16 protein-coding genes, 3 tRNA genes and 1 pseudogene are annotated in these 23,740 nt (G+C 71.7%); 9 read left to right on the forward strand and 11 right to left on the reverse strand.

Annotated elements, in window-relative coordinates:
- The first annotated feature begins 652 nt into the window (after window positions 1-652).
- On the forward strand, window positions 653-3,070 hold the full coding sequence (locus ACFYZJ_RS29780) for a helicase C-terminal domain-containing protein (protein WP_388573054.1): 2,418 nt from the start codon (window positions 653-655) through the stop codon (window positions 3,068-3,070).
- Between the two features lie 117 nt (window positions 3,071-3,187).
- On the opposite strand, the gene ACFYZJ_RS29785 is transcribed toward ACFYZJ_RS29780, so the two are convergent.
- From ACFYZJ_RS29785 to ACFYZJ_RS29805, 5 genes are all read right to left on the reverse strand, one after another.
- Window positions 3,188-3,595: a PIN domain nuclease gene (locus ACFYZJ_RS29785; RefSeq protein WP_388573056.1), complete on the reverse strand. Its 408-nt coding sequence runs from the start codon at window positions 3,593-3,595 to the stop codon at window positions 3,188-3,190.
- On the reverse strand, window positions 3,592-3,825 hold the full coding sequence (locus ACFYZJ_RS29790; RefSeq protein ID WP_388573058.1) for a type II toxin-antitoxin system VapB family antitoxin: 234 nt from the start codon (window positions 3,823-3,825) through the stop codon (window positions 3,592-3,594). Before ACFYZJ_RS29790 ends, ACFYZJ_RS29785 begins: the two co-directional genes overlap by 4 nt.
- 299 nt (window positions 3,826-4,124) lie before the next feature.
- Window positions 4,125-4,201 (reverse strand) — tRNA-Ile (locus tag ACFYZJ_RS29795).
- Window positions 4,202-4,378: 177 nt separating this feature from the next.
- Window positions 4,379-4,451 (reverse strand) — tRNA-Asn (locus tag ACFYZJ_RS29800).
- 5 nt (window positions 4,452-4,456) lie between these two features.
- A tRNA-Asn gene (locus tag ACFYZJ_RS29805) sits at window positions 4,457-4,529 on the reverse strand.
- A gap of 165 nt (window positions 4,530-4,694) precedes the next feature.
- Between ACFYZJ_RS29805 and ACFYZJ_RS29810 the strand changes: the two genes are divergently transcribed.
- From ACFYZJ_RS29810 to ACFYZJ_RS29825, 4 genes are all read left to right on the forward strand, one after another.
- Window positions 4,695-5,000, forward strand: coding sequence for a YtxH domain-containing protein (locus tag ACFYZJ_RS29810; protein WP_388573060.1), 306 nt, complete (start codon window positions 4,695-4,697; stop codon window positions 4,998-5,000).
- A 90-nt stretch (window positions 5,001-5,090) separates the two neighbouring features.
- Entirely contained in the window at window positions 5,091-6,545 is a 1,455-nt protein-coding gene (locus tag ACFYZJ_RS29815; RefSeq protein ID WP_388573062.1) for an FGGY-family carbohydrate kinase, read from the forward strand.
- Window positions 6,546-6,916: 371 nt separating this feature from the next.
- Window positions 6,917-8,650, forward strand: coding sequence for an ABC transporter ATP-binding protein (locus tag ACFYZJ_RS29820; RefSeq protein WP_388573063.1), 1,734 nt, complete (start codon window positions 6,917-6,919; stop codon window positions 8,648-8,650).
- Window positions 8,650-10,578 carry an ABC transporter ATP-binding protein gene (locus ACFYZJ_RS29825; RefSeq protein WP_388573065.1) on the forward strand — a complete coding sequence of 643 codons (1,929 nt, stop codon included), beginning with the start codon at window positions 8,650-8,652 and terminating at the stop codon, window positions 10,576-10,578. Before ACFYZJ_RS29820 ends, ACFYZJ_RS29825 begins: the two co-directional genes overlap by 1 nt.
- Before the next feature lie 63 nt (window positions 10,579-10,641).
- Here ACFYZJ_RS29825 and ACFYZJ_RS29830 read toward each other — a convergent pair.
- Window positions 10,642-11,914, reverse strand: a pseudogene (locus ACFYZJ_RS29830) (RNA polymerase sigma factor).
- 301 nt (window positions 11,915-12,215) lie between these two features.
- On the opposite strand from ACFYZJ_RS29830, the gene ACFYZJ_RS29835 reads away from it, so the two are divergent.
- On the forward strand, window positions 12,216-12,449 hold the full coding sequence (locus tag ACFYZJ_RS29835) for a hypothetical protein (protein WP_388573067.1): 234 nt from the start codon (window positions 12,216-12,218) through the stop codon (window positions 12,447-12,449).
- Between the two features lie 18 nt (window positions 12,450-12,467).
- On the opposite strand, the gene dnaG is transcribed toward ACFYZJ_RS29835, so the two are convergent.
- From dnaG to ACFYZJ_RS29855, 4 genes are all read right to left on the reverse strand, one after another.
- Window positions 12,468-14,372 (reverse strand): DNA primase, encoded by a 1,905-nt coding sequence (gene dnaG / locus ACFYZJ_RS29840; RefSeq protein ID WP_388573069.1) that lies wholly within the window; start codon window positions 14,370-14,372, stop codon window positions 12,468-12,470.
- An 82-nt stretch (window positions 14,373-14,454) separates the two neighbouring features.
- On the reverse strand, window positions 14,455-15,720 hold the full coding sequence (locus ACFYZJ_RS29845) for an NAD(P)/FAD-dependent oxidoreductase (RefSeq protein WP_388573071.1): 1,266 nt from the start codon (window positions 15,718-15,720) through the stop codon (window positions 14,455-14,457).
- 143 nt (window positions 15,721-15,863) lie between these two features.
- Window positions 15,864-17,222 carry a deoxyguanosinetriphosphate triphosphohydrolase gene (locus tag ACFYZJ_RS29850; RefSeq protein WP_388573072.1) on the reverse strand — a complete coding sequence of 453 codons (1,359 nt, stop codon included), beginning with the start codon at window positions 17,220-17,222 and terminating at the stop codon, window positions 15,864-15,866.
- Window positions 17,223-17,313: 91 nt separating this feature from the next.
- The gene (locus ACFYZJ_RS29855) at window positions 17,314-18,216 is read right to left on the reverse strand and encodes a sirohydrochlorin chelatase (RefSeq protein WP_388573074.1); all 903 of its coding nucleotides are present in this window, start codon (window positions 18,214-18,216) and stop codon (window positions 17,314-17,316) included.
- 154 nt (window positions 18,217-18,370) lie between these two features.
- Between ACFYZJ_RS29855 and ACFYZJ_RS29860 the strand changes: the two genes are divergently transcribed.
- From ACFYZJ_RS29860 to ACFYZJ_RS29870, 3 genes are all read left to right on the forward strand, one after another.
- Window positions 18,371-19,051, forward strand: coding sequence for a vancomycin high temperature exclusion protein (locus ACFYZJ_RS29860; protein ID WP_388573076.1), 681 nt, complete (start codon window positions 18,371-18,373; stop codon window positions 19,049-19,051).
- 2 nt (window positions 19,052-19,053) lie between these two features.
- Window positions 19,054-20,523: a membrane-associated oxidoreductase gene (locus ACFYZJ_RS29865; RefSeq protein WP_388573078.1), complete on the forward strand. Its 1,470-nt coding sequence runs from the start codon at window positions 19,054-19,056 to the stop codon at window positions 20,521-20,523.
- A 112-nt stretch (window positions 20,524-20,635) separates the two neighbouring features.
- A complete protein-coding gene (locus ACFYZJ_RS29870; protein ID WP_388573080.1) occupies window positions 20,636-22,822 on the forward strand; it encodes a molybdopterin oxidoreductase family protein in 2,187 nt (728 codons plus the stop codon).
- Here ACFYZJ_RS29870 and ACFYZJ_RS29875 read toward each other — a convergent pair.
- Complete coding sequence (locus ACFYZJ_RS29875) at window positions 22,770-23,705, reverse strand: intradiol ring-cleavage dioxygenase (RefSeq protein WP_388573082.1); 936 nt, start codon at window positions 23,703-23,705, stop codon at window positions 22,770-22,772. The two genes, ACFYZJ_RS29870 and ACFYZJ_RS29875, sit on opposite strands and share 53 nt — an antisense overlap.
- Window positions 23,706-23,740 lie beyond the last annotated feature (35 nt).

The following is a 23,740-nucleotide window of genomic DNA, read 5'->3' on the forward strand; positions in this document are numbered from 1 at the left end:
CTCGGTGACCGACGGCCCGCCGCACCGGAAGAGGAGGACCCGGCCCGTCCCTGATCGGACAGCTCACCCCGGCCCGAGTCCGCCCGGGGGTTTGGGAACCTCCGAGCGAGAAGCCCTTCACCAGCGCGTGCACCGAAACCCACCACACCTGGCCCGGGGCTCCCGCCCGGCTCGAAGAGCCGGCGAACGGGGCGCAAAGCCACGCCGCACCGCATGACGCCTCAGCTCAACATCGGGGCCGACGGGAATGGTGGCTGTCACGGCATTGGGATGGGGTGTGGATCAGCGAGACGTCGTTCGAGCCTGAACCGGCCACCCACGCTCGACGACGCTCGCGGGACACCGCCACGCCGATACAGGCTTTGCACCGACGGGGATGACGTGTCCACTACGGGCCCACCGTGCAGCCCACCGCACGGCTACGGTCCCCTCTCGCCCTTCGTAACCGATCCCCCTCCGGCTTCTCCACCTGCCACACGGCGACGGCTTTGTGTGGGGACAGAGACCCTGTGCGGCCCTGTCCGCGAATCTCTGACGACGGCCCTGCGGCACCCGCCCGATGCGCCATGCTTGGAGGCCGTACGGCACAGCGCGTCTCGCCCAGCCTGTCGGCGCGAAGCGCGGCGTTTCCCTCAACGAGGTGCATTGATCAGTGAAATCCGGTGAGTCGACCCTCGCAGCATGGCTCCACCGCCTCGACGCCGAAGACTTGGAGCAGGTACTCGCGGCACGGCCGGATGCCGTGTCCCCGCCGGAGCCCCGCTCGGTGAGCGAACTGGCCGAACGCCTGCAACGCCCGGGCTCGGTCGCGCTCGCGCTGCCCTGGCTCACGCTGCCCGCCCTGCAGGCAGCCGAGGCATTGGCGGCGCTGAGTGCGCCGGCCTCTCGGGACGTCCTGGCGGGCCTGTTGGACGCGACGGAGGACGAGGCCGCACGCGGCCTGGAAGCGGCGCTCCAGACGCTGTCCACGTATGCGCTGGTCTGGCCGGACAGCGAGGGAGCCCTGCACATGGCCGCGCCCCTGCGGCAGGCGTGGGACACGCCGCTCGGACTGGACCAGCCGCTGGCGACGCTGTTGAAGGACACGACCTCCGAGGAGTTGCGCCGCATGCTCATGGCTTTGGGCCTGCGGCCTCCCGGCACCAAGCCGCAGCGCCTCGCGTCGCTCGTGGAGCACCACAGCGACCCGGTACGTGTCGCCGCAGTGGTCGCACAGGCACCGGCGGACGCCCGGAAACTGCTGGAACGCAAGGCGGACCCCGCATACCGACCGCAGCCGTTCGTCCACTTCGGGGGGCAGTCCGCCCCCGAACCGGGTGCGCGCTGGGCGCTGGAGCGGGGACTGCTGGTCCAGGGTCGATACGACTACGGCCCTGTACGGATGCCCTCCGAGGTGGCGCTCGCGCTGCGCGGGGCAGGCCGGCAAGCTCCGTTCGACCCCACGCCGCCCGTCACACCTCTGGTACCCGTCTCCCCGGCGGAGGTCGACAGTGAGGCGTCCGCCGCGGCCACGGCCTTCGCCGCCCACGCCGCCTCGGTCCTGTCGGTGTGTGCGACGGCTCCGCCCGCCCGGCTGAAGTCCGGCGGCGTCGGGACCCGCGAACTGGCCAGGATCGGCAAGGCGGCACGCTGCGAGGAGCCCTTCGTACGCCTCACTCTTGAGACGGCGTACGCAGCCGGTCTCGTGGCCCGTGACGGTGACCGGGTCACGACGACGGACGCCTACGAGACCTGGGCCGAGTCGGAGCCCGCAGAGCGACTTCCGCTATTGCTGCACGCTTGGTGGACACTTGGGCTCACCCCTTCGCAGGCCCGCGACAACGACGACAAGGCGCTGCCCGCCCTTGCCGGGACCCCGTCCTGTGCCGGCTGCCTCCAGGCCCGAAAGGGGTTACTCACCGCCGCTTCCCGTCTCCCGGCCGGACAGGGCGCGAAGAACGCGTCCGAACTCGGTCCTCTCACCCACTGGTCCCGGCCGCTCGCCGAGGCCCTGCCACAGGACGTGACGCCGTTCGCCACCGTGATCCGGGAGGCGGAACTGCTCGGTGTCCTCTCCCGCGGCGCCCTCTCCCCGATCGGCGCCGCCCTGCTGGCCGACAGCACCGAGGAACTGGCCGCCGCCTGCCACCGCCTGCTTCCCGCTGCCACCACGACTGCCCGCTTCGGCAGCGACCTGACCGCCGTCGTCACCGGCACACCCGCCGCGCGGCTGGGCACGCTGCTGGACTCGGTCGCCGACCGGGAGACCAGCGGCTCGGCCTCGGTGTGGCGGTTCAGCCCGGCGAGCGTCCGCCGCGCCCTGGACGCCGACCGTAGCCCGGACTCCATCGAGGCCGACTTGGCCGCCGTCGCCGCCAACCCGCTGCCTCAGCCTCTGGTCTACCTGATCACGGACACGGCGCGCAGCCATGGCCGGATCCGCATCGCCTCGGCCGCCTGCGTCATCCACGGCGAGGAACCCGCCCTGCTCACCGAGATCGCCGCCCACCGCAAACTCTCCAGGCTGGGCCTGCGGCACCTCGCCCCGACCGTCCTCGTCAGCCGCACCCCGCTGGAGAAAACCCTCGCCGCACTGCGGACCGAGGGCTACGCGCCGGTCGCGGAGACAGCCGACGGAACCGTGCGCGTCGAACGGCCCCGCACCCACCGGGTGACGGCGCCGGTACCACCCCCGCGCACAGCGGTCGGCGGGCCCGGTGCCCGGTGCCGTACGGCTGCCGCCCCGGAGCGAGCCGAGCTGACTGCGCTGGCCGCCCGACTCGCGGGCGCCCCGCTCGCCCACCCCGCCCCCGACCCGTACAACGGCGTCCCCTTCGCCACCGATACCGAAGAAATCATCGCCGGATGCGCGACCCAGCTCTCCCACGCCGATGTCCGTCAACTCGCCCACGCCGTCGACGACGGCACGGCGATCACCATCGAGTACGTCGCCACCACGGGCAGCCGCACGATCCGTACCATCAGCGGCCTGGACCTCGACCCTCCGTATCTGTACGCCTGGTGTCATCTACGCGACGCGGAGCGGGTTTTCACGCTGTCGCGGATTCACGAGGTGATGCCCCCGGCGTAGCGCCGGGACGGCGAGGACAGGACGTACGAGGCGCCGTACCCATCCCCAAGGATTGTCAGCGGGAACACGACCTCGCACTGTCGGTGGCCCGCCGCCCTGTCGCAGCGGTCGCCGGCATCAGGCGCGCGCGTCCCGCTGCTGCACTTCCTTCAGGGCCGCCGCCACAGTGGTGAAGTCGTTGTCCACATGGAGCACCGTGTGTCCGTGGTGTACCGCAGTGGCGCACACCAGGAGATCAATTGCCCCCGCGGAGCGATGCTGCCCCCGCTGCGTGAGTTTGTACTGCGCGGTGTCCACCCAGCGCCATGCGTTCTTCGGCACGGGCGAGAGCCGACACAGCGCATCCAACTCCTCGGCAAGCTCGTCGCGGTGAGCCGGGCCTGTGGCGCAGTAGAGGAACTCCGTCCTCGTGGGCTCACAGATGTGGAACACGCCCGCGGCAATGTGCCCTTCCCACGGCCGGATCGCGCCAGGCGTGCGGAAGAGGTGCCACAGGGCAGAGCTGTCGAGCAGGTAGGTGATCACTCGTGGGCTGCCTGCCGTGCGCGCTTGGCAGCGTCATGCGCGGCCGCCGCAGCCTCGAACTCACCCCGCTCGCCACGCGCGGCCAGTTTCTCGGCCGCCTCAAGCCGCTTGATGCGCGCCACGTAGTCCCGGAGAGCCGCGTTGACCGTGTCCTTCTTCGTAGTGGAACCCATGAGACGCATCGCCTCGGCGAGTGCCTCGTCGTCCAGGTCGATCTGCGTCACGGACATCTCCGCCACCACCCTGAAGTATGTGATGTACAAGACCACGGTACATCACCAACAAAGAGCGCGCCCAGAGGAGCAGTCCCCCTGTCAAGACAGGACGACACCATTCACGCCACACCCGACCGACTGAAGCGGCACATGTCGACCATGACCCAGATGTCGCCCGAACCGCGTCCACCCCGCGTCCACCCCGCGTCCACCGGATCTTGGTCTGATCGAATGAACGAGGGTCGCCACCTGGGAGTGGCGAACCTCGTTCTCACGTCCCTACAGGTAGAAACGGTCCTGCATCCACCTGCGACTGGTGGGGCGGGTGGGACTCGAACCCACGGCCGACGGATTATGAGTCCGCTGCTCTAACCGGCTGAGCTACCGCCCCGTCACGTCGCGTCGCGTACATGTGTGCGCGCCGTCTGCCGCAGCATAGCCGCTCATACGATCTCCTGCTTCGGATGGTCGTCTTCCGGCGGCCCTTCATGACCTTGAGGACTTCGCCGCGGACGCGGCGGTTCCTCCAGGCATGAAAAAGGACCCCGAAGGGTCCTCGTTCAGCATGCTCCCCCGACTGGACTCGAACCAGTAACCTGCCGGTTAACAGCCGGCTGCTCTGCCAATTGAGCTACGGAGGACCGAGCTCCCCCGACTGGACTCGAACCAGTAACCTGCCGGTTAACAGCCGGCTGCTCTGCCAATTGAGCTACGGAGGAATGCCTCGTTGCATCGAACGTACCTCCCGGGGTATCCGCCAGGGGGCGCTCGCTCGCTGCGACACATACATTAGCGCAAGCAGGGGGGTGCTCCGCCAACCGGTACTCCCCCGCGACCGGTGCCCACGCAAGGGACGACGCAGACGCAAGGGAAGGATGGCCGCCATGCGCTATCGGCTCACGTTCGTCGCCGGGCTGGTCCTGGGCTATGTGCTCGGCACACGGGCCGGGCGCGAGCGTTACGAGCAGTTGAAGAAGTCCGCCCGGCAGGTCGCGCAGAACCCTGCCGTGCGCAACACCGCCGAGACCGCCGCCCAGCAGGGCCGCGAGATCGCCGGGAAGGCCCTGCACGCGGTGGGGGCCAAGGTGGGCGACCACATGCCCGACTCGGTCGCCGACCGTGTGCGCTCGCTGCGTGAGCGCGGCACGAACGGCAGCGGCCCGGACGACTGGGGCAGCAACAACAGCTGACCCCGGGGATCGGTGACGGCGCGCCGGGAGGGCCTGTGGGCTCCTCCCGGCGCGGCACGTCCACCCCCCTGCGTGCGGCAGAATTTCCGCATGGGGATAGTCGCCGGGTTGGACAGTTCGCCCGATTTCACTCGTATCGTCGTCTGTGACACGGACACGGGGGCCGTGCTCAGGCAGGGGTATGCACCGCATCCGGTGGAGGCTCCCGAGGGTGGCGGCCGTCCCTCCGACGTCGATCCGCAGGCATGGCTGCTGTCCCTGGGGGAGGCGGCCGGCGGCGGGCTGCTGGAGGGCGTGCAGGCCATCGGCGTCTCCGCGCAGCAGAACGCGCTGGTCCCGCTCGACACACAGGGCGCCACCGTGCGGCCCGCGCTGGTGGGCGGCGACAAGCGGGCGCAGGTCGCGGCCGCCGACCTGATCGACGCGCTCGGTGGCCGGCAGGCCTGGGCCGAGGCCGTCGGCTGCGTCCCGCAGGCCGCGCAGCCCGTGACCAAGCTGCGCTGGCTCGCCAAGACCGAACCGGACAACGCGCTGCGCACCGCCGTACTGATGCAGGCGCACGACTGGCTGGTGTGGCAGCTGCTCGGGCGTCCCCTGAGACGGACCACCGACCGGGGTGGCGCCTCCGGGACCGGGTACTGGTCGGCGGCGACCGGCGCCTACCGCCCCGACCTCGTCGAGCTGGCCCTCGGCCACCAGGCCATGGTGCCCGAGGTGATCGGTCCCTCCGAGGCGGCCGGTACGACGCCGGAGGGGCTGCTGATCTCCGCCGGTACCGGGGAGACGATGGCCGCCGCGCTGGGCCTGGGGATCGGGCTCGGCGACGCGGTGGTCTCGCTCGGCGCCTCCGGTTCCGTCATGGCCGTCCACCCCGAGGCGCTCGTCGACCCGTCCGGAATGATCACTTCGCTGGCGGACGCGACGGGCATGCACCTGCCGGTGGTCACCACCCTCAACGCCGTGCGCACCCTGCGCGGCGCCGCCGAACTCCTCGGCCTGCCGGATCTCGAGTCGCTGTCCGACCTGGCGATGAAGTCGACGCCCGGCTCGCACGGCCTCGTCCTGCTGCCCTACCTGGAGGGCGAGCGGACCCCGAACCTGCCGCACACCGCGGGCACCCTGGCCGGGCTGCGCCGCGAGTCGATGAAGCCGGAGCACCTGGCGCGGGCCGCGTTCGAGGGCATGCTGTGCGGGCTCGCGGACGCGCTGGACGTGCTGCGCGGGCGCGGCGTGGAGGTGCGGCGGATCTTCCTGCTGGGTGCCGCGGCGGAGCTGCCGGCCGTGCAGGCGGCGGCGCCCTCGCTGTTCGGCGCGCAGGTCGTCGTCCCCCAGCCCGCGGACTACGCGGCCATCGGCGCGGCCCGGCAGGCGGCCTGGTCGCTCGGCGTCTCCCAGGGCACCCTCGACCCGCGCACCCCGCCCCCGTGGCAGGGTGCGGCGGCGCAGGTCCTGGAGCCGGGCGAGGAACTCGCCGTGGGCCAGGCCGTACGGCAGCAGTACGTGTCGGTACGCGAGCAGACGCACCCGGGAGCGTTCCGCCCCTAGACGCCGGAGCCTCGGCCCGTAGACGCCGGAGCCTCGGCCCGTAGACGCGGAAGCCCTCCGCCCGTGGACACGGGAGCATGCCGCCCGTAGACACGGGTTCGCCGCGGCCGTGGACGCGGAACGCTGCGGCCGCACAGGCGGACGTGTCGCCCATCTCACACGGCGTCACCCACACGGTGTCACCCACACGGCGGCCGCCCGGGGTGACGCACTCACCGCCCTTGAGGACTACGTCCGAAGGCCGAGTCCGCTCGGTCGTATGACCGCTGTCGGCTTAATCGGTTGAGGTAACGCGGGTGGAGTGTCCGACGATAGGGGGTGGTGCACCACCGACCGCCTCCCCTTTCGTCGACCACTCCGAGAGACCTCGCGTGCTCATACGACTTCTGAGGGCCCATCTGGGTCCGTACAAGAAACCGATAGCCCTGCTGGTGCTGCTGCAGTTCCTGCAGACCTGCGCCACGCTCTATCTGCCCACCCTCAACGCGCACATCATCGACAACGGTGTCGTGAAGGGGGACACGAACTACATCCTGACCTTCGGCGGCCTCATGATCGGGGTCTCGCTGGGCCAGGTGGTGTGCAACATGGGCGCCGTCTACTTCGGAGCCCGTACCGCGTCGGCCGTCGGCCGGGACATGAGGGCGGCCGTCTTCGACCGGGTGCAGTCGTTCTCCTCGCGGGAGGTCGGTCACTTCGGCGCACCGTCGCTGATCACCCGCACCACGAACGACGTGCAGCAGGTGCAGATGCTGGCCCTGATGACGTTCACCCTGATGGTGTCGGCACCGATCATGTGCGTGGGCGGCATCGTCCTGGCGCTCGGCCTGGACGTGCCGCTGTCCGGTGTCCTGGTCGCCGTGGTGCCCGTGCTCGGCATCAGCGTGACGCTGATCGTGCGCCGGCTGCGGCCGCTGTTCCGCACCATGCAGGTCCGCCTCGACACCGTGAACCGGGTGCTGCGCGAGCAGATCTCCGGCAACCGGGTCATCCGCGCCTTCGTCCGCGACGAGTACGAGAAGGACCGCTTCAAGGGCTCGAACACCGAGCTCACCGAGGTCTCCCTCGCCACCGGCCGCACGCTGGCGCTGATGTTCCCCATCGTGATGACCGTGGTGAACCTCTCCTCGATCGCCGTGGTCTGGTTCGGTGCGCACCGCATCGACAGCGGCGGCATGCAGATCGGCGACCTGACGGCGTTCCTCGCCTACCTCATGCAGATCGTCATGTCCGTGATGATGGCCACCTTCATGTTCATGATGGTGCCGCGCGCGGAGGTCTGCGCCGAGCGCATCCAGGAAGTCCTCGGCACCTCCTCCAGCGTCGTGCCGCCCACCGCGCCCGTCACCGAACTGCGCCGGCACGGTCATCTGGAGATCCGGGGCGCCGGGTTCCGCTATCCGGGTGCCGAGGAGCCGGTGCTCAAGGCCATCGACCTGGCGGCGCGCCCGGGTGAGGTCACGGCCGTCATCGGGTCGACCGGCAGCGGCAAATCCACCCTGCTCGGGCTGATCCCCCGCCTCTTCGACGCCACCGAGGGTGAGGTGCTCGTGGACGGCGTGAACGTCCAGGAGATCGACCCGAAACTGCTCGCGAGGACGGTCGGGCTGGTCCCGCAGAAGCCGTACCTGTTCGCGGGCACGGTCGCCACGAACCTGCGCTACGGCAATCCGGACGCCACCGACGAGGAGCTGTGGCACGCGCTGGAGGTGGCACAGGCCAAGGACTTCGTCTCCAAGCTGGAGAACGGCCTTGACTCCCCCATCGCGCAGGGCGGCACCAACGTCTCCGGCGGTCAGCGGCAGCGGCTCGCGATCGCCCGCACCCTGGTGCAGCGCCCGGAGATCTACCTCTTCGACGACTCCTTCTCCGCGCTCGACTACGCCACCGACGCGGCCCTGCGCGCGGCGCTCGCCCGGGAGACCGCCGAGGCGACCGTCGTCATCGTCGCGCAGCGGGTGGCGACCATCCGGGACGCCGACCGGATCGTGGTCCTGGACGAGGGCCGTGTCGTCGGCACCGGCCGCCACCACGAACTGATGGCGGGCAACGAGACCTACCGGGAGATCGTGCTCTCCCAGCTCACGGAAGCGGAGGCTGCCTGATGGCCGGGCCCATGCGGGGGATGATGGGCGGGGGTGGCCCCGACCAGCGCTCGATGGACTTCAAGGGGTCCGGGAAACGGCTCCTCGCCCAGTTCAGACCCGAACGCCCCACCATGATCGTGATGCTCTTCTGCGGTGTGCTGAGTGTCGGGTTGTCCGTGGTCGGACCGAAGATCCTGGGCAGGGCGACGGACCTGGTCTTCGCCGGGATCATCGGCCGCCGGATGCCGGCGGGCCTGAGCAAGGAGCAGGTCCTCGACTCCATGCGGAAGCGGGGCCAGGGCGGCATCGCCGACATGCTCTCCGGCACGGACTTCACCCCGGGCAAGGGCATCGACTTCGGTGCCGTGGGGAACGTCCTGCTGCTCGCGCTGTGCACCTTCCTGGTGGCCGGCCTGCTGATGGCGGTGTCGACCAGGCTCTCCAACCGGGCCATCAACAAGACGGTCTACCGTCTGCGCGAGGACGTGCAGGGGAAGCTGTCCCGGCTTCCGCTGTCGTACTTCGACCGGCGGCAGCGCGGTGAGGTGCTCTCCCGCGCGACCAACGACATCGACAACATCCAGCAGACGCTCCAGCAGTCGATGGGCCAGCTCATCAACTCGCTGCTGACGATCGTCGGTGTGCTGGCGGTGATGTTCTGGGTGTCGTGGCTGCTGGCGCTGGTCGCGCTGGTGACCGTGCCGCTGTCATTCTTCGTCGCGACCCGCGTCGGCAAGCGGTCGCAGCCGCACTTCGTACAGCAGTGGCGCACCACCGGCAAGCTGAACGCCCACATCGAGGAGATGTACACCGGGCACACGCTGGTGAAGGTGTTCGGGCGGCAGGAGGAGTCGGCGAGGCAGTTCGCGGAGCAGAACGAGGCGCTGTACGAGGCCGGGTTCCGGGCGCAGTTCAACAGCGGTGTGATGCAGCCGCTGATGATGTTCGTGTCCAACCTGAACTATGTGCTGGTCGCGGTGGTCGGTGGTCTCCGGGTCGCGTCGGGCGCCCTGTCGATCGGCGACGTGCAGGCCTTCATCCAGTACTCGCGGCAGTTCTCGATGCCGCTCACGCAGGTCGCGTCGATGGCGAACCTGGTGCAGTCGGGTGTCGCCTCGGCGGAGCGGATCTTCGAACTGCTGGACGCGGAGGAGCAGGGGGCCGAACCCGAGCCGGGGCTGCGGCCGAAGGAGCTGCGCGGGCGGGTCGCGCTGGAGAACGTGTCGTTCCGCTACGACCCGGAGAAGCCGCTCATCGAGAACCTGTCGCTCAAGGTGGAGCCGGGGCAGACGGTCGCGATCGTCGGCCCGACGGGAGCGGGCAAGACCACGCTCGTCAACCTGCTCATGCGCTTCTACGACGTCACCGGCGGGCGGATCACGCTCGACGGGGTCGACATCGCGAAGATGTCCCGCGACGAGCTGCGGTCCTCGATCGGGATGGTGCTGCAGGACACCTGGCTGTTCGGCGGCACGATCGCGGAGAACATCGCCTACGGCGCCTCCCGGGAGGTCACGCGCGGGGAGATCGAGGAGGCGGCGCGGGCGGCCCACGCGGACCGGTTCATCCGTACGCTGCCGGACGGCTACGACACCGTGATCGACGACGAGGGGACGGGGGTCAGCGCGGGTGAGAAGCAGCTCATCACGATCGCGCGGGCGTTCCTGTCGGACCCGGTGATCCTGGTGCTGGACGAGGCGACGAGTTCGGTGGACACGCGGACGGAGGTGCTGATCCAGAAGGCGATGGCGAAGCTGGCGCGCGGTCGGACGTCGTTCGTGATCGCGCACCGGCTGTCGACGATCCGGGACGCCGACACGATCCTCGTGATGGAGAACGGCTCCATCGTCGAACAGGGCTCGCACACGGAGCTGTTGGCGGCGGACGGGGCGTATGCGCGGCTGTACAAGGCCCAGTTCGCCCAGGCTGTGGCCGAGGTGGACTGATCGACCGATCGACTGATCGACTGATCGACTGATCGACTGGGGCCGCCCGGATGGGCGGCCCCTTCAGTCCAGATAGCCCCTGAGCTGGTCCGCGAAGGCGTGGTCCCGCAGCTTGTTCAGCGTCTTCGACTCGATCTGGCGGATGCGTTCGCGCGTGACGCCGAAGATCCGGCCTATCTCCTCCAGGGTGCGCGGGCGGCCGTCGACGAGCCCGTAGCGCAACTGCACGACCTTCCTCTCCCGCTCACCGAGCGTGGACAGGACGGCCTCCAGATGCTCCCTGAGCAGCAGGAAAGCGGCGGACTCCACGGGGCTGGCCGCGTCGCCGTCCTCGATGAGGTCGCCGAGGGCCACGTCGTCCTCCTCGCCCACGGGAGCGTGCAGCGAGACCGGCTCCTGGGCGAGCCGCAGCACCTCGCTCACCCGCTCGCCGGGCAGCTCCAGATGCGCGGCGACCTCTTCCGGAGTCGGTTCGTAGCCGCGTTCCTGGAGCATGCGGCGCTGGACGCGGATGACCCGGTTGATCAGCTCGACGACGTGGACCGGGACCCGGATGGTGCGGGCCTGGTCGGCAAGGGCCCGGGACATGGCCTGGCGGATCCACCAGGTCGCATACGTGGAGAACTTGTAGCCGCGGGCGTAGTCGAACTTCTCGACGGCCCTGATCAGACCGAGGTTTCCCTCCTGGACGAGGTCGAGCATGGTCAGCCCGCGGCCGACGTACCGCTTGGCGACGGAGACGACGAGGCGCAGATTGGCCTCGATCAGCCGCCGCTTGGCCATGCGGCCCATGACGACCAGCCGGTCCAGGTCGAGTGCGAGCCGGGTGTCCAGGTCGGGGGTGTTGAGGAGCTTCTCCTCGGCGAACAGGCCGGCCTCGACACGGCGGGCGAGTTCGACCTCCTCGGCGGCCGTGAGCAGGGGGATGCGGCCGATCTCGCGCAGGTACTGGCGGAACAGGTCGGAGGAGGGGCCACCGGTGTCGGCACGGTCGCGGAGGGCTTCGACGGGTTCGACGACTTCGACGGCTTCGACCTGTTCGGCTGGTTCCAGCGGTTCGTCGAGCTCGGTCGGGCCCGGTGGCTCGGTCTCGGTCTCGGTCTCGGGATGGTGCGCGAGCCGGTTCTGCGGCGAAACCGCCGGGAGGACGTCGGTCTCCGCGTCCGGCTCGTCGTTCAGGATGTCCGGTTGTGTCAGGGTCTGGGTCTGCACGGGGGCGACCTCCAGGAATGTCGCTGCTTCAGGCGTGCGGCAGCGGTACGTCGGTGAGCGGAACAGCGGGGGTGTCGAACCCGCCGCCGAGGGCGGGCCGGCCGCGCTCCGAGGACTCAGGCACCGGAACCCAGTGTGGGGTACGACACATCGCCGTCAGTAGGGGCGTGCGTCCACTTTTTGAGTCCCGTGCGTGACCGGGCGGTTACTCAGTTCGTTTGACCATCGGACTGATGGCCGGGGACACTGGGACCCGCCGATGAGGGCAGGATGGAAGGCATGGGCGAGACCGAGGAGCTGCGGCGGCGTCTTGAGGCGCTGGAGGCGCAGGTACACGAAGTCGGGAGCAGCAAGCCACGACGTGAAACCTGGCCGTTGGCTCCAACCGGGAGGTAGCAGCGCTGCAGGAGCAGCGGCGGGCCGACATGCAGCTGATCCGCGCCCTGAGGGATACCCAGCTGGAGCAGGGCAGGACCTTGCAGCAGCACAGCGAACTGCTGGGAGCACTCGTAGCGGGTCAAGTCGAGCACGGCAAGGTCCTGGCTGAGCACAGCAAGGTCCTGGCTGAGCACAGCAAGATGCTGCGGTCCCTCGCGGCCGGGCAGGCCGCGGTCCTGGACCACCTCGGCATCACACCACCCGAGCCCCCGGAGGCCTGACCACTTGGGCGGCGGCCCTCACAACGCCGCCGCACCCCGCTCCCGCAGCGCCTGGTCGTACTGCTGCAGCACCCACAGCTCGTTCTGCACGGCGGCCAGTTGGGCGGGATCGCCGTGCGTGCCGAGGCGGGTCAGGGTGGACTGGATGTCACGGATCCGGCGTTCGACCGCGCGGCGGCGGACCGTGACGAGAACGGTGCCCGCGTACACGTCGTCCACCGTCCTGCGCATGATCGCCTCGACCGCCAGTTCCGTGACCATCGCGCGCACCGTGTCGTCGGGCGCCGCCTCCCGGACCCGGACCAGGTACTCCTGCGAGTCCTGCGCGCCCCACTCCGCGCCGCCCGCCTCGATGATCGCCTGCCGTACGGCCGCGTACGGCGCCGCCGTGAACTCGTCGACCCCGTAGGCGTCGAACGCGGGCGACACCAACTCCGGCCGCTGGAGGGCGAGTTTCAGCAGCTCGCGCTCGGTCGCGTAGACCGGGTTGCGGAGGGTGAGCGCCGGGCCGGAGGCAGCCGGGCGGGGGGCCGCCTCGTAGCGCTGCGCCGGGCGTGGTCCCGTCGGCGCCGGGCCTCGTCCGCCCCGGTCGCGCGCCCAACGGGCCAGCTGCGCCACCCGCTTGACCACGAACTGCGTGTCCAGGATGCCGAGCATGCCGGCCAGCTGGACCGCGACCTCGTGCTGCGCGCCGCTGTTCTTGATGCGGGCGACGACCGGCGCCGCCTCGTCCAGCGCGGCCGCCCGGCCCGCGGGGGTGTCCAGGTCGTAGCGGCCGACGATCTGGCGCAGCGCGAACTCGAAGAGCGGCGTGCGCGGCTCCGCCAGGTCCGCGACCGCCTCGTCGCCCTTGGCGAGCCGCAGGTCGCAGGGGTCCATACCGTCCGGCGCGATCGCGATGTACGTCTCGGCGGCGAACTTCTGGTCGTCCTCGAAGGCCCGCAGGGCGGCCTTCTGGCCGGCCGCGTCGCCGTCGAAGGTGAAGATGACGCGCGCGCTGCCGTTGTCCATCAGCAGCCGCCGCAGGATCTTGATGTGTTCGCCGCCGAAAGCCGTGCCGCAGGTCGCGATGGCCGTGGTCACGCCGGCGAGGTGGCAGGCCATGACGTCGGTGTAGCCCTCGACGACCACCGCCCGACTGGTCTTCGCGATCTCCTTCTTCGCCAGGTCGATGCCGTACAGGACCTGGGACTTGCGGTAGATCGGCGTCTCGGGCGTGTTGAGGTACTTGGGGCCGGTGTCCGCCTCGTAGAGCTTGCGGGCGCCGAAGCCCACCACATCGCCGCCGATGTCCCGGATCGGCCACATCAGCCGGCCGCGGAAACGGTCGATGGGGCCTCGGCGGCCTTCCTGGGACAGGCCGGAGAGGAGCAGCTCCTTGTCGCTGAAGCCCTTGCCGCGCAGATACCGGGTGAGGTGGTCCCAGCCCTGGGGGCTGTAGCCGACGCCGAAGTGCACGGCGGCGGCCTGGTCGAAGCCGCGCTCGGCCAGGAACTTCCGCCCCGCCTCTGCCTCCGCGCTCGCGTCGAGCTGCTCGGCGTACCACTGGGCCGCCAGCTGGTGGGCCTCGATCAGGCGGATGCGTTCGCCGCGCTGGTGGGTGGGGTTGTACCCGCCCTCCTCGTACCGCAGCGTGATGCCCGCGCGGGCGGCCAGGCGCTCGACCGCCTCCGAGAAGGAGAGGTGGTCCACCTTCATCACGAACGTGATGGTGTCGCCGCCCTCCTGGCAGCCGAAGCAGTGGAACAGCCCCTTGCCGGGGCTGACCTGGAAGGACGGCGACTTCTCGTCGTGGAAGGGGCACAGCCCCTTCAGGTTCCCCCCGCCGGCGTTGCGCAGCTGGAGGTACTCGGACACGACGGCGTCGATCGGAACCGCGTCCCGTACCGCCTTCACGTCCTCGTCGTTGATCCGTCCTGCCACGAGGAGATTCTACGGGGGCGGTGTGACAGGGGCGGTGGCAGTGGACGACGTCGGTCGCCGGCGGTGGACGGTGCCCGTGGTCTCAGGGTGCCAGGCTCTCCAACGGCACGCCCGGGTCCGCCAGTGCCTCCGGGTCCACCACCACCCGCTCCCGGATCAGCTTCTGGATCCGGTCCGTGACATCCCACACATTCACGTTCATCCCGGCCAGCACCCTGCCCTCCTTCAGCCAGAAGGCGATGAAGTGCCGCTTGCCGGCGTCCCCCCGGATCACCACCTCGTCGTACGTCCCGGGCGGCGCCCAGCCCGAGTACTCCATCCCCACGTCGTACTGGTCGGAGAAGAAGTACGGCACCCGGTCGTACGTCACCTCCCGCCCGAGCATCGCGCGGGCGGCGGCCGGGCCGCCGTTCAGTGCGTTCGCCCAGTGCTCGACGCGCAGCCGGGTGTCGAACAGGGGGTGGTGGAAGGACGCCACGTCACCGGCGGCGTAGATGTCGGGGTCGGAGGTGCGCAGCTGCTGGTCGACGACCACTCCCCCGCCGTGCGCCGGGTCGGCGATCTCCAGCCCCGCCGCCTCCGCGAGAGCGACCCTGGGGGCCGCGCCGATCGCCGCGAGGACATCGTGCGCGGGGTGCTCCTCGCCGTCGTCGGTGCGCGCGGCCAGCACCATGCCGTCCTGGCCGACGATCTCGGTGAGCCGCACCCCGAAGTGGAAGCGGACGCCGTGGTCGCGGTGCAGCTCCGCGAACAGTTCGCCCAGCTCGGGGCCGAGGACGTGGTGCAGCGGGGTCGGCGCGGACTGGATGACGGTGACCTCCGCACCGTACTCGCGGGCCGCCGCCGCGACCTCCAGGCCGATCCAGCCCGCGCCCGCGATCACGATGTGGCCGTTGTCCCGGCCGAGGGCGGTGAGCACGCCCTTGAGGCGCTCTGCGTGCGCGAGGCGGCGCAGGTGGTGGACGCCGGCGAGGTCCGTGCCCGGGATGTCCAGGCGGCGGGGCTCGGCGCCGGTCACGAGGAGCAGCTTGTCGTAGTGGACGACCGTGCCGTCGTCGCCGAAGCGGACCGTCTTGGCGGCGCGGTCGATGGCGTCGACGGTCTGCCCCAGGTGCAGCTCGATGTCGTTGCGCGCGTACCAGGCGGGCTCGTGGACGAAGACGCTGTCGCGCTCCTCCTTGCCGAGCAGGTAGCCCTTGGAGAGGGGAGGCCGTTCGTAGGGGTGGTCGCGTTCGTCGCAGATCAGTATCACGCGGCCCGTGAAGCCTTCCTCCCGGAGCGTCTCGGCCGCCTTGGCGCCGGCGAGACCTCCTCCGACGATGACGAATGTCTGATCCGCGTCGACCACTTGATGCCTCCTCGTAAGGATGTCGCCACTTGCGAGCCTCCCGCACGGGAGCGGGCTGCGGGAAGAGGGGGTGCCCCGATCAGGCCACGGAAGGGCACGACCGGTCGTCACGTGCCGCCGTCATGTCCCGGTGAACGTCCCGGTCATGTGCGCCCCGTCAGCCGCGCGTGCAGATGGCCGGCCGAGGCGTCCGTGAGGGAGGCGATCTGGTCGACGATCACCCGTTTGCGGGCGCGGTCGTCGGCGGCCTCCTCGAACAGCGCCCGGAACTGCGGGTCCAGTCCGTCGGGCGCGCGGGCGGTGAGCGCCTCCGCCAGCTCGGCGACGACGACGCGCTGGCCGGCGCGGATCCGCTCCTGCTCGGCGCGCTGCATCACATACAGGTCGGCGACCGCCTTGAGGACCGCGCACTCCATGCGGGTGCTGCGGGGTACGACCAGTTCGGCGGCGTATCTGGTCAGGCGCCCGCTGCCTCCCCCAGAGCCTGAACGGCCTGGGAGGTGCCCCCACGCCGCCCGGGTGGCGCCCTCCGCCGCCAGGCAGAAACGGCCGATGAGCTGGCTGGTGGCGTCCTTCAGGCGGCCCTGGGCGATGGCGGAGCCGTCGTAGCCGCGCGGCCACCACTGCTGGGCGAGGAGCCGGTCGAGGGCTTCGGCCAGTTCCTCGGGGTCGGTGTCCGCGGGCACGTACCGGCCGAGGGCGACGGCGAAGACCGCCCGCCGCTCGGGTTCGGCGTGCAGGGCGCCCGGGTCGATGTACCCGGCGTGCAGGCCGTCCTCGAAGTCGTGCACCGAGTAGGCCACGTCGTCGGACCAGTCCATGACCTGGGCCTCGAAGCAGGTGCGGTGGGCGGGGGCGCCCTTGCGGAACCAGTCGAAGACGGGGCGGTCGTCCTCGTAGACGCCGAACTTCGCGGAGGCGGGGTCGGTGGGGTGGGCGCCGCGCGGCCACGGGTACTTCGTGGCGGCGTCGAGGACGGCGCGGGTGAGGTTGAGGCCGACGCTGACGAGCTCGCCGGTGCAGACATTGGGGACGAACCGCTTGGGCTCGATGCGGGCGAGCAGGCGCAGGGACTGGGCGTTGCCCTCGAAGCCGCCGCAGTCGTGGGCGAACTCGTTCAGCGCCTGCTCGCCGTTGTGCCCGAAGGGCGGGTGGCCGAGGTCGTGGGAGAGGCAGGCGGCCTCCACCAGGTCGGGGTCGCAGCCGAGGGCGGCACCGAGCTCCCGGCCGACCTGGGCGCATTCCAGCGAGTGGGTGAGCCGGGTGCGGGGGCTGGCGTCCCAGGCCTCACTCCGGGTGCCCGGGGTGACGACCTGGGTCTTGCCCGCCAGACGGCGCAGCGCGGCCGAGTGCAGCACGCGGGCGCGGTCGCGCTGGAAGGCGGTGCGGCCGGGGCGTTTGTCGGGCTCGGCGGCCCAGCGCTCGGTGTCCGAGGCGTCGTACGCCGAGCCGTTCTCGCAGCGTGTGGGGGTCTCGTGGGCCTTCGGTGCGATCCCGTCCATGACCTGACAGTAATCGCAGCCACGGACAATCGGGATGTCGTCGTCCGTTTCTCGCCGGGCATCAGGCCGAGGCGGAGCGGCCCGGAGTGGTTCAGGCCGACGCCAGCGCGGGTTCCGTGGCCGCCTCCGGGATGGCGAGGGCCTGGTCGTAGCGGTGCAGGACGAGGCGGGCCATCGCCGCGTGGGCGCCGAGCGGGGCCGTGGCGATCCACGGTGCGGCCTCGGCGCACTCCGTGTGGAAGCGGCCGGGGGCGGTGAAGTACGAGGCGACGGCGACCCGGGGGCGGCCGCGGGCGGCCAGCGCGCGGACCGCCTCGGGCACGGTGGGTGCGGCGGCGGAGGCGTAGGCGGGGACGACGGGGACACCGAGGCGCTCGGCGAGGAGCTGGGCGGTGCGGCGGGTGTCGACGGCGGATTCGGGGTCGCGGGAACCGGCGGCGGCCAGCACCACCGCGCTGGTGCGGCGCCGGGCGTCGCTCATGCCGGCCGGCCAGCCGGCCTCCGTCAGCCGGGCGTGCAGGGTCTCCACGAGAAGAGGGTGCGGGCCGAGCGGGGCCGCCACGCGCGTGTGGGCGCGCGCCGCTGCCGCCGCCTCGGGGATGTCCTGCTTGACGTGGTAGCCGCGGCTGAGCAGCAGCGGCACGAGGACGGCGTGAGCCTCGCCGAGCCAGGCGAGGGTGTCGGGCAGCAGCGGCTCGTTCAGCTCGATGTGCCCGAGGTGCACCGCCAGGTGGGGGCGCAGTTCGCGGACCCGTTCCATAAGGGCGCGCACGGTCGCCAGGGCGCGCGGGTCGCGGCTGCCGTGCGCCACGAGGACGAGCGCGGGCGGGGCGGGGCGCCGGCTGCCGTCGAGCGAGACTTGGCTCAGCCGCCTGCCGAGCTGGCTGGTGATCCGGTTCATGAGCTGCGCCGTACTGTCGAGGTGGGCGCCGCGGGGCGGATGGCCGCCGGGGCGCGGGGCGGACTCGTCGCGAGGGGGATTCGACGGCGTCATGCACCGATCCTGGCGGCAGCAGGTTGCCGCGCCGTTGCGCGGCCGTGACCGGGTTGTTTTCCGGGGCTTCACGGCGCGGGCGTGGGGGATGTGAGGGGGGCGCGGGGGCGTGAACCGGATGGCCGTCCGCCGCGTCCCTCTTGGCATGCTGGGCATGAAGATCCGCAGACCGTGGCTGCCGCGCACGCGCGCCGGCCGGCGCAGGGCCGTGCAGGTCCTGGTCGCGCTGTGTGTGCTGGCGCTGCTGCCGGCCACCTGGCTCTACCTGACCACGGCCGGCCGGCTGCGCACCACCGCGGACGTGCCGCGCACCGAGGTCGCCGTCGTCTTCGGCGCGGGCCTGTGGGACGGCGAGCCGTCGCCGTACCTCGCACACCGCCTGGACGCCGCGGCGGACCTCTACCGGGCGGGCCGGATCAAGGTCGTCCTGGTCACCGGGGACAACAGCCGCGAGGACTACGACGAGCCGGACGCGATGCGCGCGTACCTGGCGCGGCACGGCGTACCGCGCGGGCGCGTCGTGACCGACTACGCCGGCTTCGACACCTGGGACTCCTGTGTCCGCGCGAAGAAGATCTTCGGCGTCGACCGGGCGGTCCTGATCAGCCAGGGCTTCCACATCCGCCGCGCGGTCGCCCTGTGCCAGGCGGCGGGCGTGACGTCGTACGGCGTGGGGGTCGCGGACAAGCACGACGTGACCTGGTACTACGGCGGCACGCGGGAGGTCTTCGCGGCGGGCAAGGCGGCCCTGGACGCGCTGTTCCGCCCGGACCCGACCTTCCTCGGCCCCAAGGAGCAAGGGATCACGAAGGCGCTGGCAGGGGCACGGGACTGAGCGTGGAGACAACGGATCTGACGCCCGCCGAGCGCCGGGTGTGGGAGGCCTTCCCGCTGGGGGAGGGCGTCGACTTCCGGCAGGGCGAGGACGAGGACCCGGCGCAGGGCGCCTCCTGGGGGCCGGAGCGGACCGTGCGGGCGGAGGTGCTGCGGGCGCTGCTGCTGGACGGGCCGGCGCGGGACGGGCGGATCGCCGGGCTGAAGGTGTGGGGTGCGCGTATCACCGGGCGGCTGGACCTCAAGTACGGGACGGTCGACCGCTCCGTCCGGCTGCGGTTCTGCCACTTCGATCAGGCGCCGGACCTGTACGGGGCGCGGATCGTCGCCCTGGTCCTGAACGACTCGGTGCTGCCCGGGCTCACGGCGGGGAACCTGCGCTCCGAAGGCGTCGTGCGGATCAGCTGCTGCCGCATCACGGGGCCGGTACGGCTCGCCGGGGCGAAGATCTCCAGCGGGTTCTTCGCCAACGCGGCCCGGCTGGGCAGCCCCGACGAGATCCCCGAGGAGCCCGTTCTGCAGCTCAACCACGCGGAGGTGAGCACGGACGTACAGGCGGCCGGGCTCGTCGCGCACGGCCAGGTCCGGATGAACGGGGCCACCGTCGGCGGGCAGGTGAACCTCGAGGACGCGCGGCTGTACGCCCCGGGCGGCACCGCCCTGCACGCCGAGACCCTGACGGTGGGCACCGACCTGCACGCCAGAGGGCTGCGGGCGCGCGGCCGGGTCAATGTGAGCGGGGCCCGCATACCGCGCCACCTGAGTCTCACCGGCTCCCGCCTGTGCAACCCCGGCGGGCAGGCCCTGCGCGCCAGCAGCAGTGTCGTGGGCGAGCTGTGGATGCGCGGCGCCGCGCCCGTCGAAGGCGTCGTCAATCTGCGCGGCGCCCAGGTGGACCTGCTGCACGTGCCGCCCGAGGTGTGGCCCGGGCAGGTGCGGCTCGACGGGCTCGCCTACCGGGTGCTCGCCCCTCACCTGCCCGCCGAGCAGCGGCTCCCGCTGCTGGAACGCGACACGGACGGCTACCTCCCCTACTCCTACGAGCAGTTGACCACGGCCTACCGCACGGTGGGCGACGACGCCGCCGCGCGCACCGTCCAGCTGGCCAAGCTGCGCCGCCACCGCCGCACCCTGCCGCGGTACGCCCGGCTCTGGGGCTGGGTGCAGGACGCCGCCGTCGGCTACGGCTTCCGCCCGATGCGGGCCGCGGGCTGGCTGCTGGTGCTGCTGTGCACCGGCACCCTTACCTTCGCGCTGCACCGTCCGCCCGCGCTCAAGCCCGCGGAGGCACCCGAGTTCAACCCGTTCTTCTACACCCTGGACCTGCTGCTGCCGATCATCGACTTCGGTCAGGAGGGGGCGTACGCGCCGCGCGGCTGGTACCAGTGGCTGTCGTACCTGCTGATCGCCACCGGCTGGGTGCTGGCGACGACGATCGCGGCGGGTGTCACGCGCTCGCTGAACCGGCAGTAGGCCCGGGGGCTGCGGACCTCACGCCACCCCGGGCCCGGCGGGGAGGTCATGGTCCCGGCCGTGTAACCGGCAGCGCCCCGCCGTGTAACACGCCCGACGCACGCTGAGCGGCATGCAGACCACCTCGACGCCCACCCACTGCCCCTACTGCGCCCTGCAGTGCGGGATGAACCTGAAGCCCACGCCCGAGGGGGGCGTCGAGGTGGCCGAGCGTGCCGACTTCCCGGTGAACCGGGGCGCGCTGTGCGGCAAGGGGCGCACAGCGCCGGAGGTGCTGTCGTCGCGGGTGCGGCTGACCTCGCCGTTGGTGCGTTCCGGGGGTGTGCTGACGCCCGCCACCTGGGACGAGGCGCTGGACCGTATCGCCGGGGCGCTCTCACGCGCGCGGGCTGAGCACGGGCCGGACGCGCTCGGGGTGTTCGGTGGCGGGGGCCTGACGAACGAGAAGGCGTACACGCTGGGGAAGTTCGCCCGGGTGGTGCTCGGCACCTCGCAGATCGACTACAACGGGCGGTTCTGCATGTCGTCTGCGGCGGCCGCGGGCACGAAGGCGTTCGGACTCGACCGGGGGCTGCCGTTCCCGTTGGAGGACATCCCGAAGACCGGGTGTGTGATCCTCGTCGGCTCCAACCTCGCCGAGACGATGCCGCCGGCGCTGCGGTACCTGACGGAGCTGAAGGAGAACGGCGGCACGCTGATCGTCGTCGACCCCCGGCGGACGCGGACGGCCGAGCAGGCGGATCTGCACCTGGCGCCGCGCCCGGGCACGGACCTGGCGCTGGCGCTCGGCCTGCTGCACCTGGTGGTCGCCGAGGGGCGCACCGACGAGGAGTACATCCGCGAGCGCACCAGCGGCTGGGAGGAGGCCCGGGCGGCGGTCATGGCGCACTGGCCGGAGTATGTGGAGCGGATCACGGGGGTGTCCGTTCCGCAGCTCCGGGAGGCCGTGCGGCTGTTCTGCGAGCCGGAGCACGCGATGGTGCTGACCGCGCGGGGGCCCGAGCAGCAGTCCAAGGGCACGGACACGGTGGGTGCGTGGATCGACCTGTGCCTGGCGACCGGCCGCGCGGGCCGTCCGCTGTCCGGCTACGGCTGTCTGACGGGGCAGGGCAACGGGCAGGGCGGCCGGGAGCACGGCCAGAAGGCCGACCAGCTGCCCGGCTACCGCAAGCTGACCGATCCGGGGGCGCGGCGGCACGTGGCGGAGGTGTGGGGCGTGCACCCGGACTCGCTGCCCGGCCCGGGCCGCAGCGCCTACGAGCTCCTCGACGCGCTCGGCACGGACATCCGCACGCTGCTGCTGATGGGCTCCAACCCGGTGGTGTCGGCCCCGCGTGCCGCGCACATCGAGGACCGGCTGCGCTCGCTGGACTTCCTCGCGGTGTGCGACGTGGTGCTGTCGGAGACGGCGGAGCTGGCGGACGTCGTGCTGCCGGTCACCCAGTGGGCGGAGGAGACGGGCACGACCACCAACCTGGAGGGCCGGGTCCTGCTGCGCCGCCGCGCGCTGACCCCGCCGCCCGGGGTACGCAGCGACCTGGAGGTCCTGCACGGACTGGCGGCCCGCCTGGGCGTGGAGAAGGGCTTCCCCACGGACCCGGAGGAGGTGTTCGAGGAACTGCGCCGCGCCAGCGCGGGCGGCCCGGCGGACTACTCGGGGATCACCTACCGCAGGCTGGCGGAGGAGAACGGGGTGTTCTGGCCGTGCCCGGCGCCGGCCGACGCCGTAGGGGGCGAGGACGCCTCCCTCGACCTGCTCCCCGACGACCCGGCGGACCTCGACGACCCTGAGGGTCCCTCCGGTGAACGGGCGCCCGGTGTCCACCCCGGCACCCCCCGTCTCTTCCTCGACCGTTTCGCCACCGAGGACGGCCGGGCGCGGTTCGCCGCCGTGACCTACCGGGCGGTCGCCGAGGAACCCGACGACGCGTACCCGGTGCTGCTGACCACCGGGCGGGTGGTGGCGCAGTACCAGTCCGGGGCGCAGACGCGGCGGGTCGCGGAGCTGAACGCCGCCGCACCCGGGCCGTTCGTGGAGATGCACCCGCGGCTGGCCGAGCGGCTCGGTGCGGCGGACGGGGACGCGGTCGCGGTGGTCTCGCGGCGAGGGCGGGCCGTGGCACCCGCGCGGATCACCCGCGCCATCCGGCCCGACACGGTGTTCATGCCGTTCCACTGGCCGGGCGAGGGCCGCGCCAACACGCTGACCAACCCCGCGCTCGACCCGACTTCCCGCATGCCCGAGTTCAAGGTGTGTGCGGTGCGGCTGGAGCGCTTGGGCCAGGACCACTCGCAGTGACGTCGGCGGTGGGCGTACGGGACGCGCTCGCCGCGCTGTCCGGCGGCGGCGTGCCGTCGGTCGACGCGCTCGGGAGGGGGGAGGTGGGCGCGCCGCCCGCTCCGGTGTTCGCCCGCGTCGTGTCGATGCCGACGGTCAGCGTCGCGACGAAACCCCTCTCGGCGTCCCCGGTGAGCGTCATCAGCCCGTCCCTGGCGCCACCCCCGCGGTAGACCGGGTCGTGCGCGAGCCGGGTACGGGTGCCGGTGTGCTCGGAGTACGGGGCCTTGGCGTACACCGTGTCGGCGTGGCTGTCGGCGAAGAAGAGCTGCCCGGTCCAGTTGGCCCTGCCGCCCTTGTAGGTGCCGGCGGTCCTCCTGCCGCCGGTGTGCACCTTGACGTGGAGGTGCGGAGCGCGCGCCGTGTACCAGCCGGGGAAGATCGTCACGAACTCGGCGACGCCGTCGGCCCCGGTGGTCTGGAAGCCGCGCAGATACGTCGGGTTGACGCCGCTGGTGTGGCTCTCGGCGGGCACCGTGCCGCCCGGGTGCACGCCGGCGAAGCCGGAGTAGTAGCCCCAGGCGTCGCACTGCCAGATCTCGACGGCCGCGTCCTTCAGGGGGGCGCAGGCGTGCGGCTCGTCGCGCACGGTGAGCCGTACGGTGAGCGGCACGCCCTGCTTGCCGTCGGTGATGTCCCTGCGGAAGGGCGCGCCGGCCAGGTGGTACGGCCCTTGTGTGACGCTCGGGTTGAGCACGCACAGCTCGGCGCCGGGCGCCTTGTGGGCGTCCGGTTCGTGCCGGCGGCGGGAGGAGCAGGCGCCGGCCCCCAGTCCCAGGACGGCACCCGCGGCGGCACCGCCCAGTGCGAGCGCCCGCCGCCGGGTGAGGTCGCTATCGGTCATGGCCGGGACCCTAGGCGGGGTGGCGCGACGGCGGG

Source organism: Streptomyces sp. NPDC001848 (genome assembly GCF_042891915.1).
Classification (GTDB): domain Bacteria; phylum Actinomycetota; class Actinomycetes; order Streptomycetales; family Streptomycetaceae; genus Streptomyces.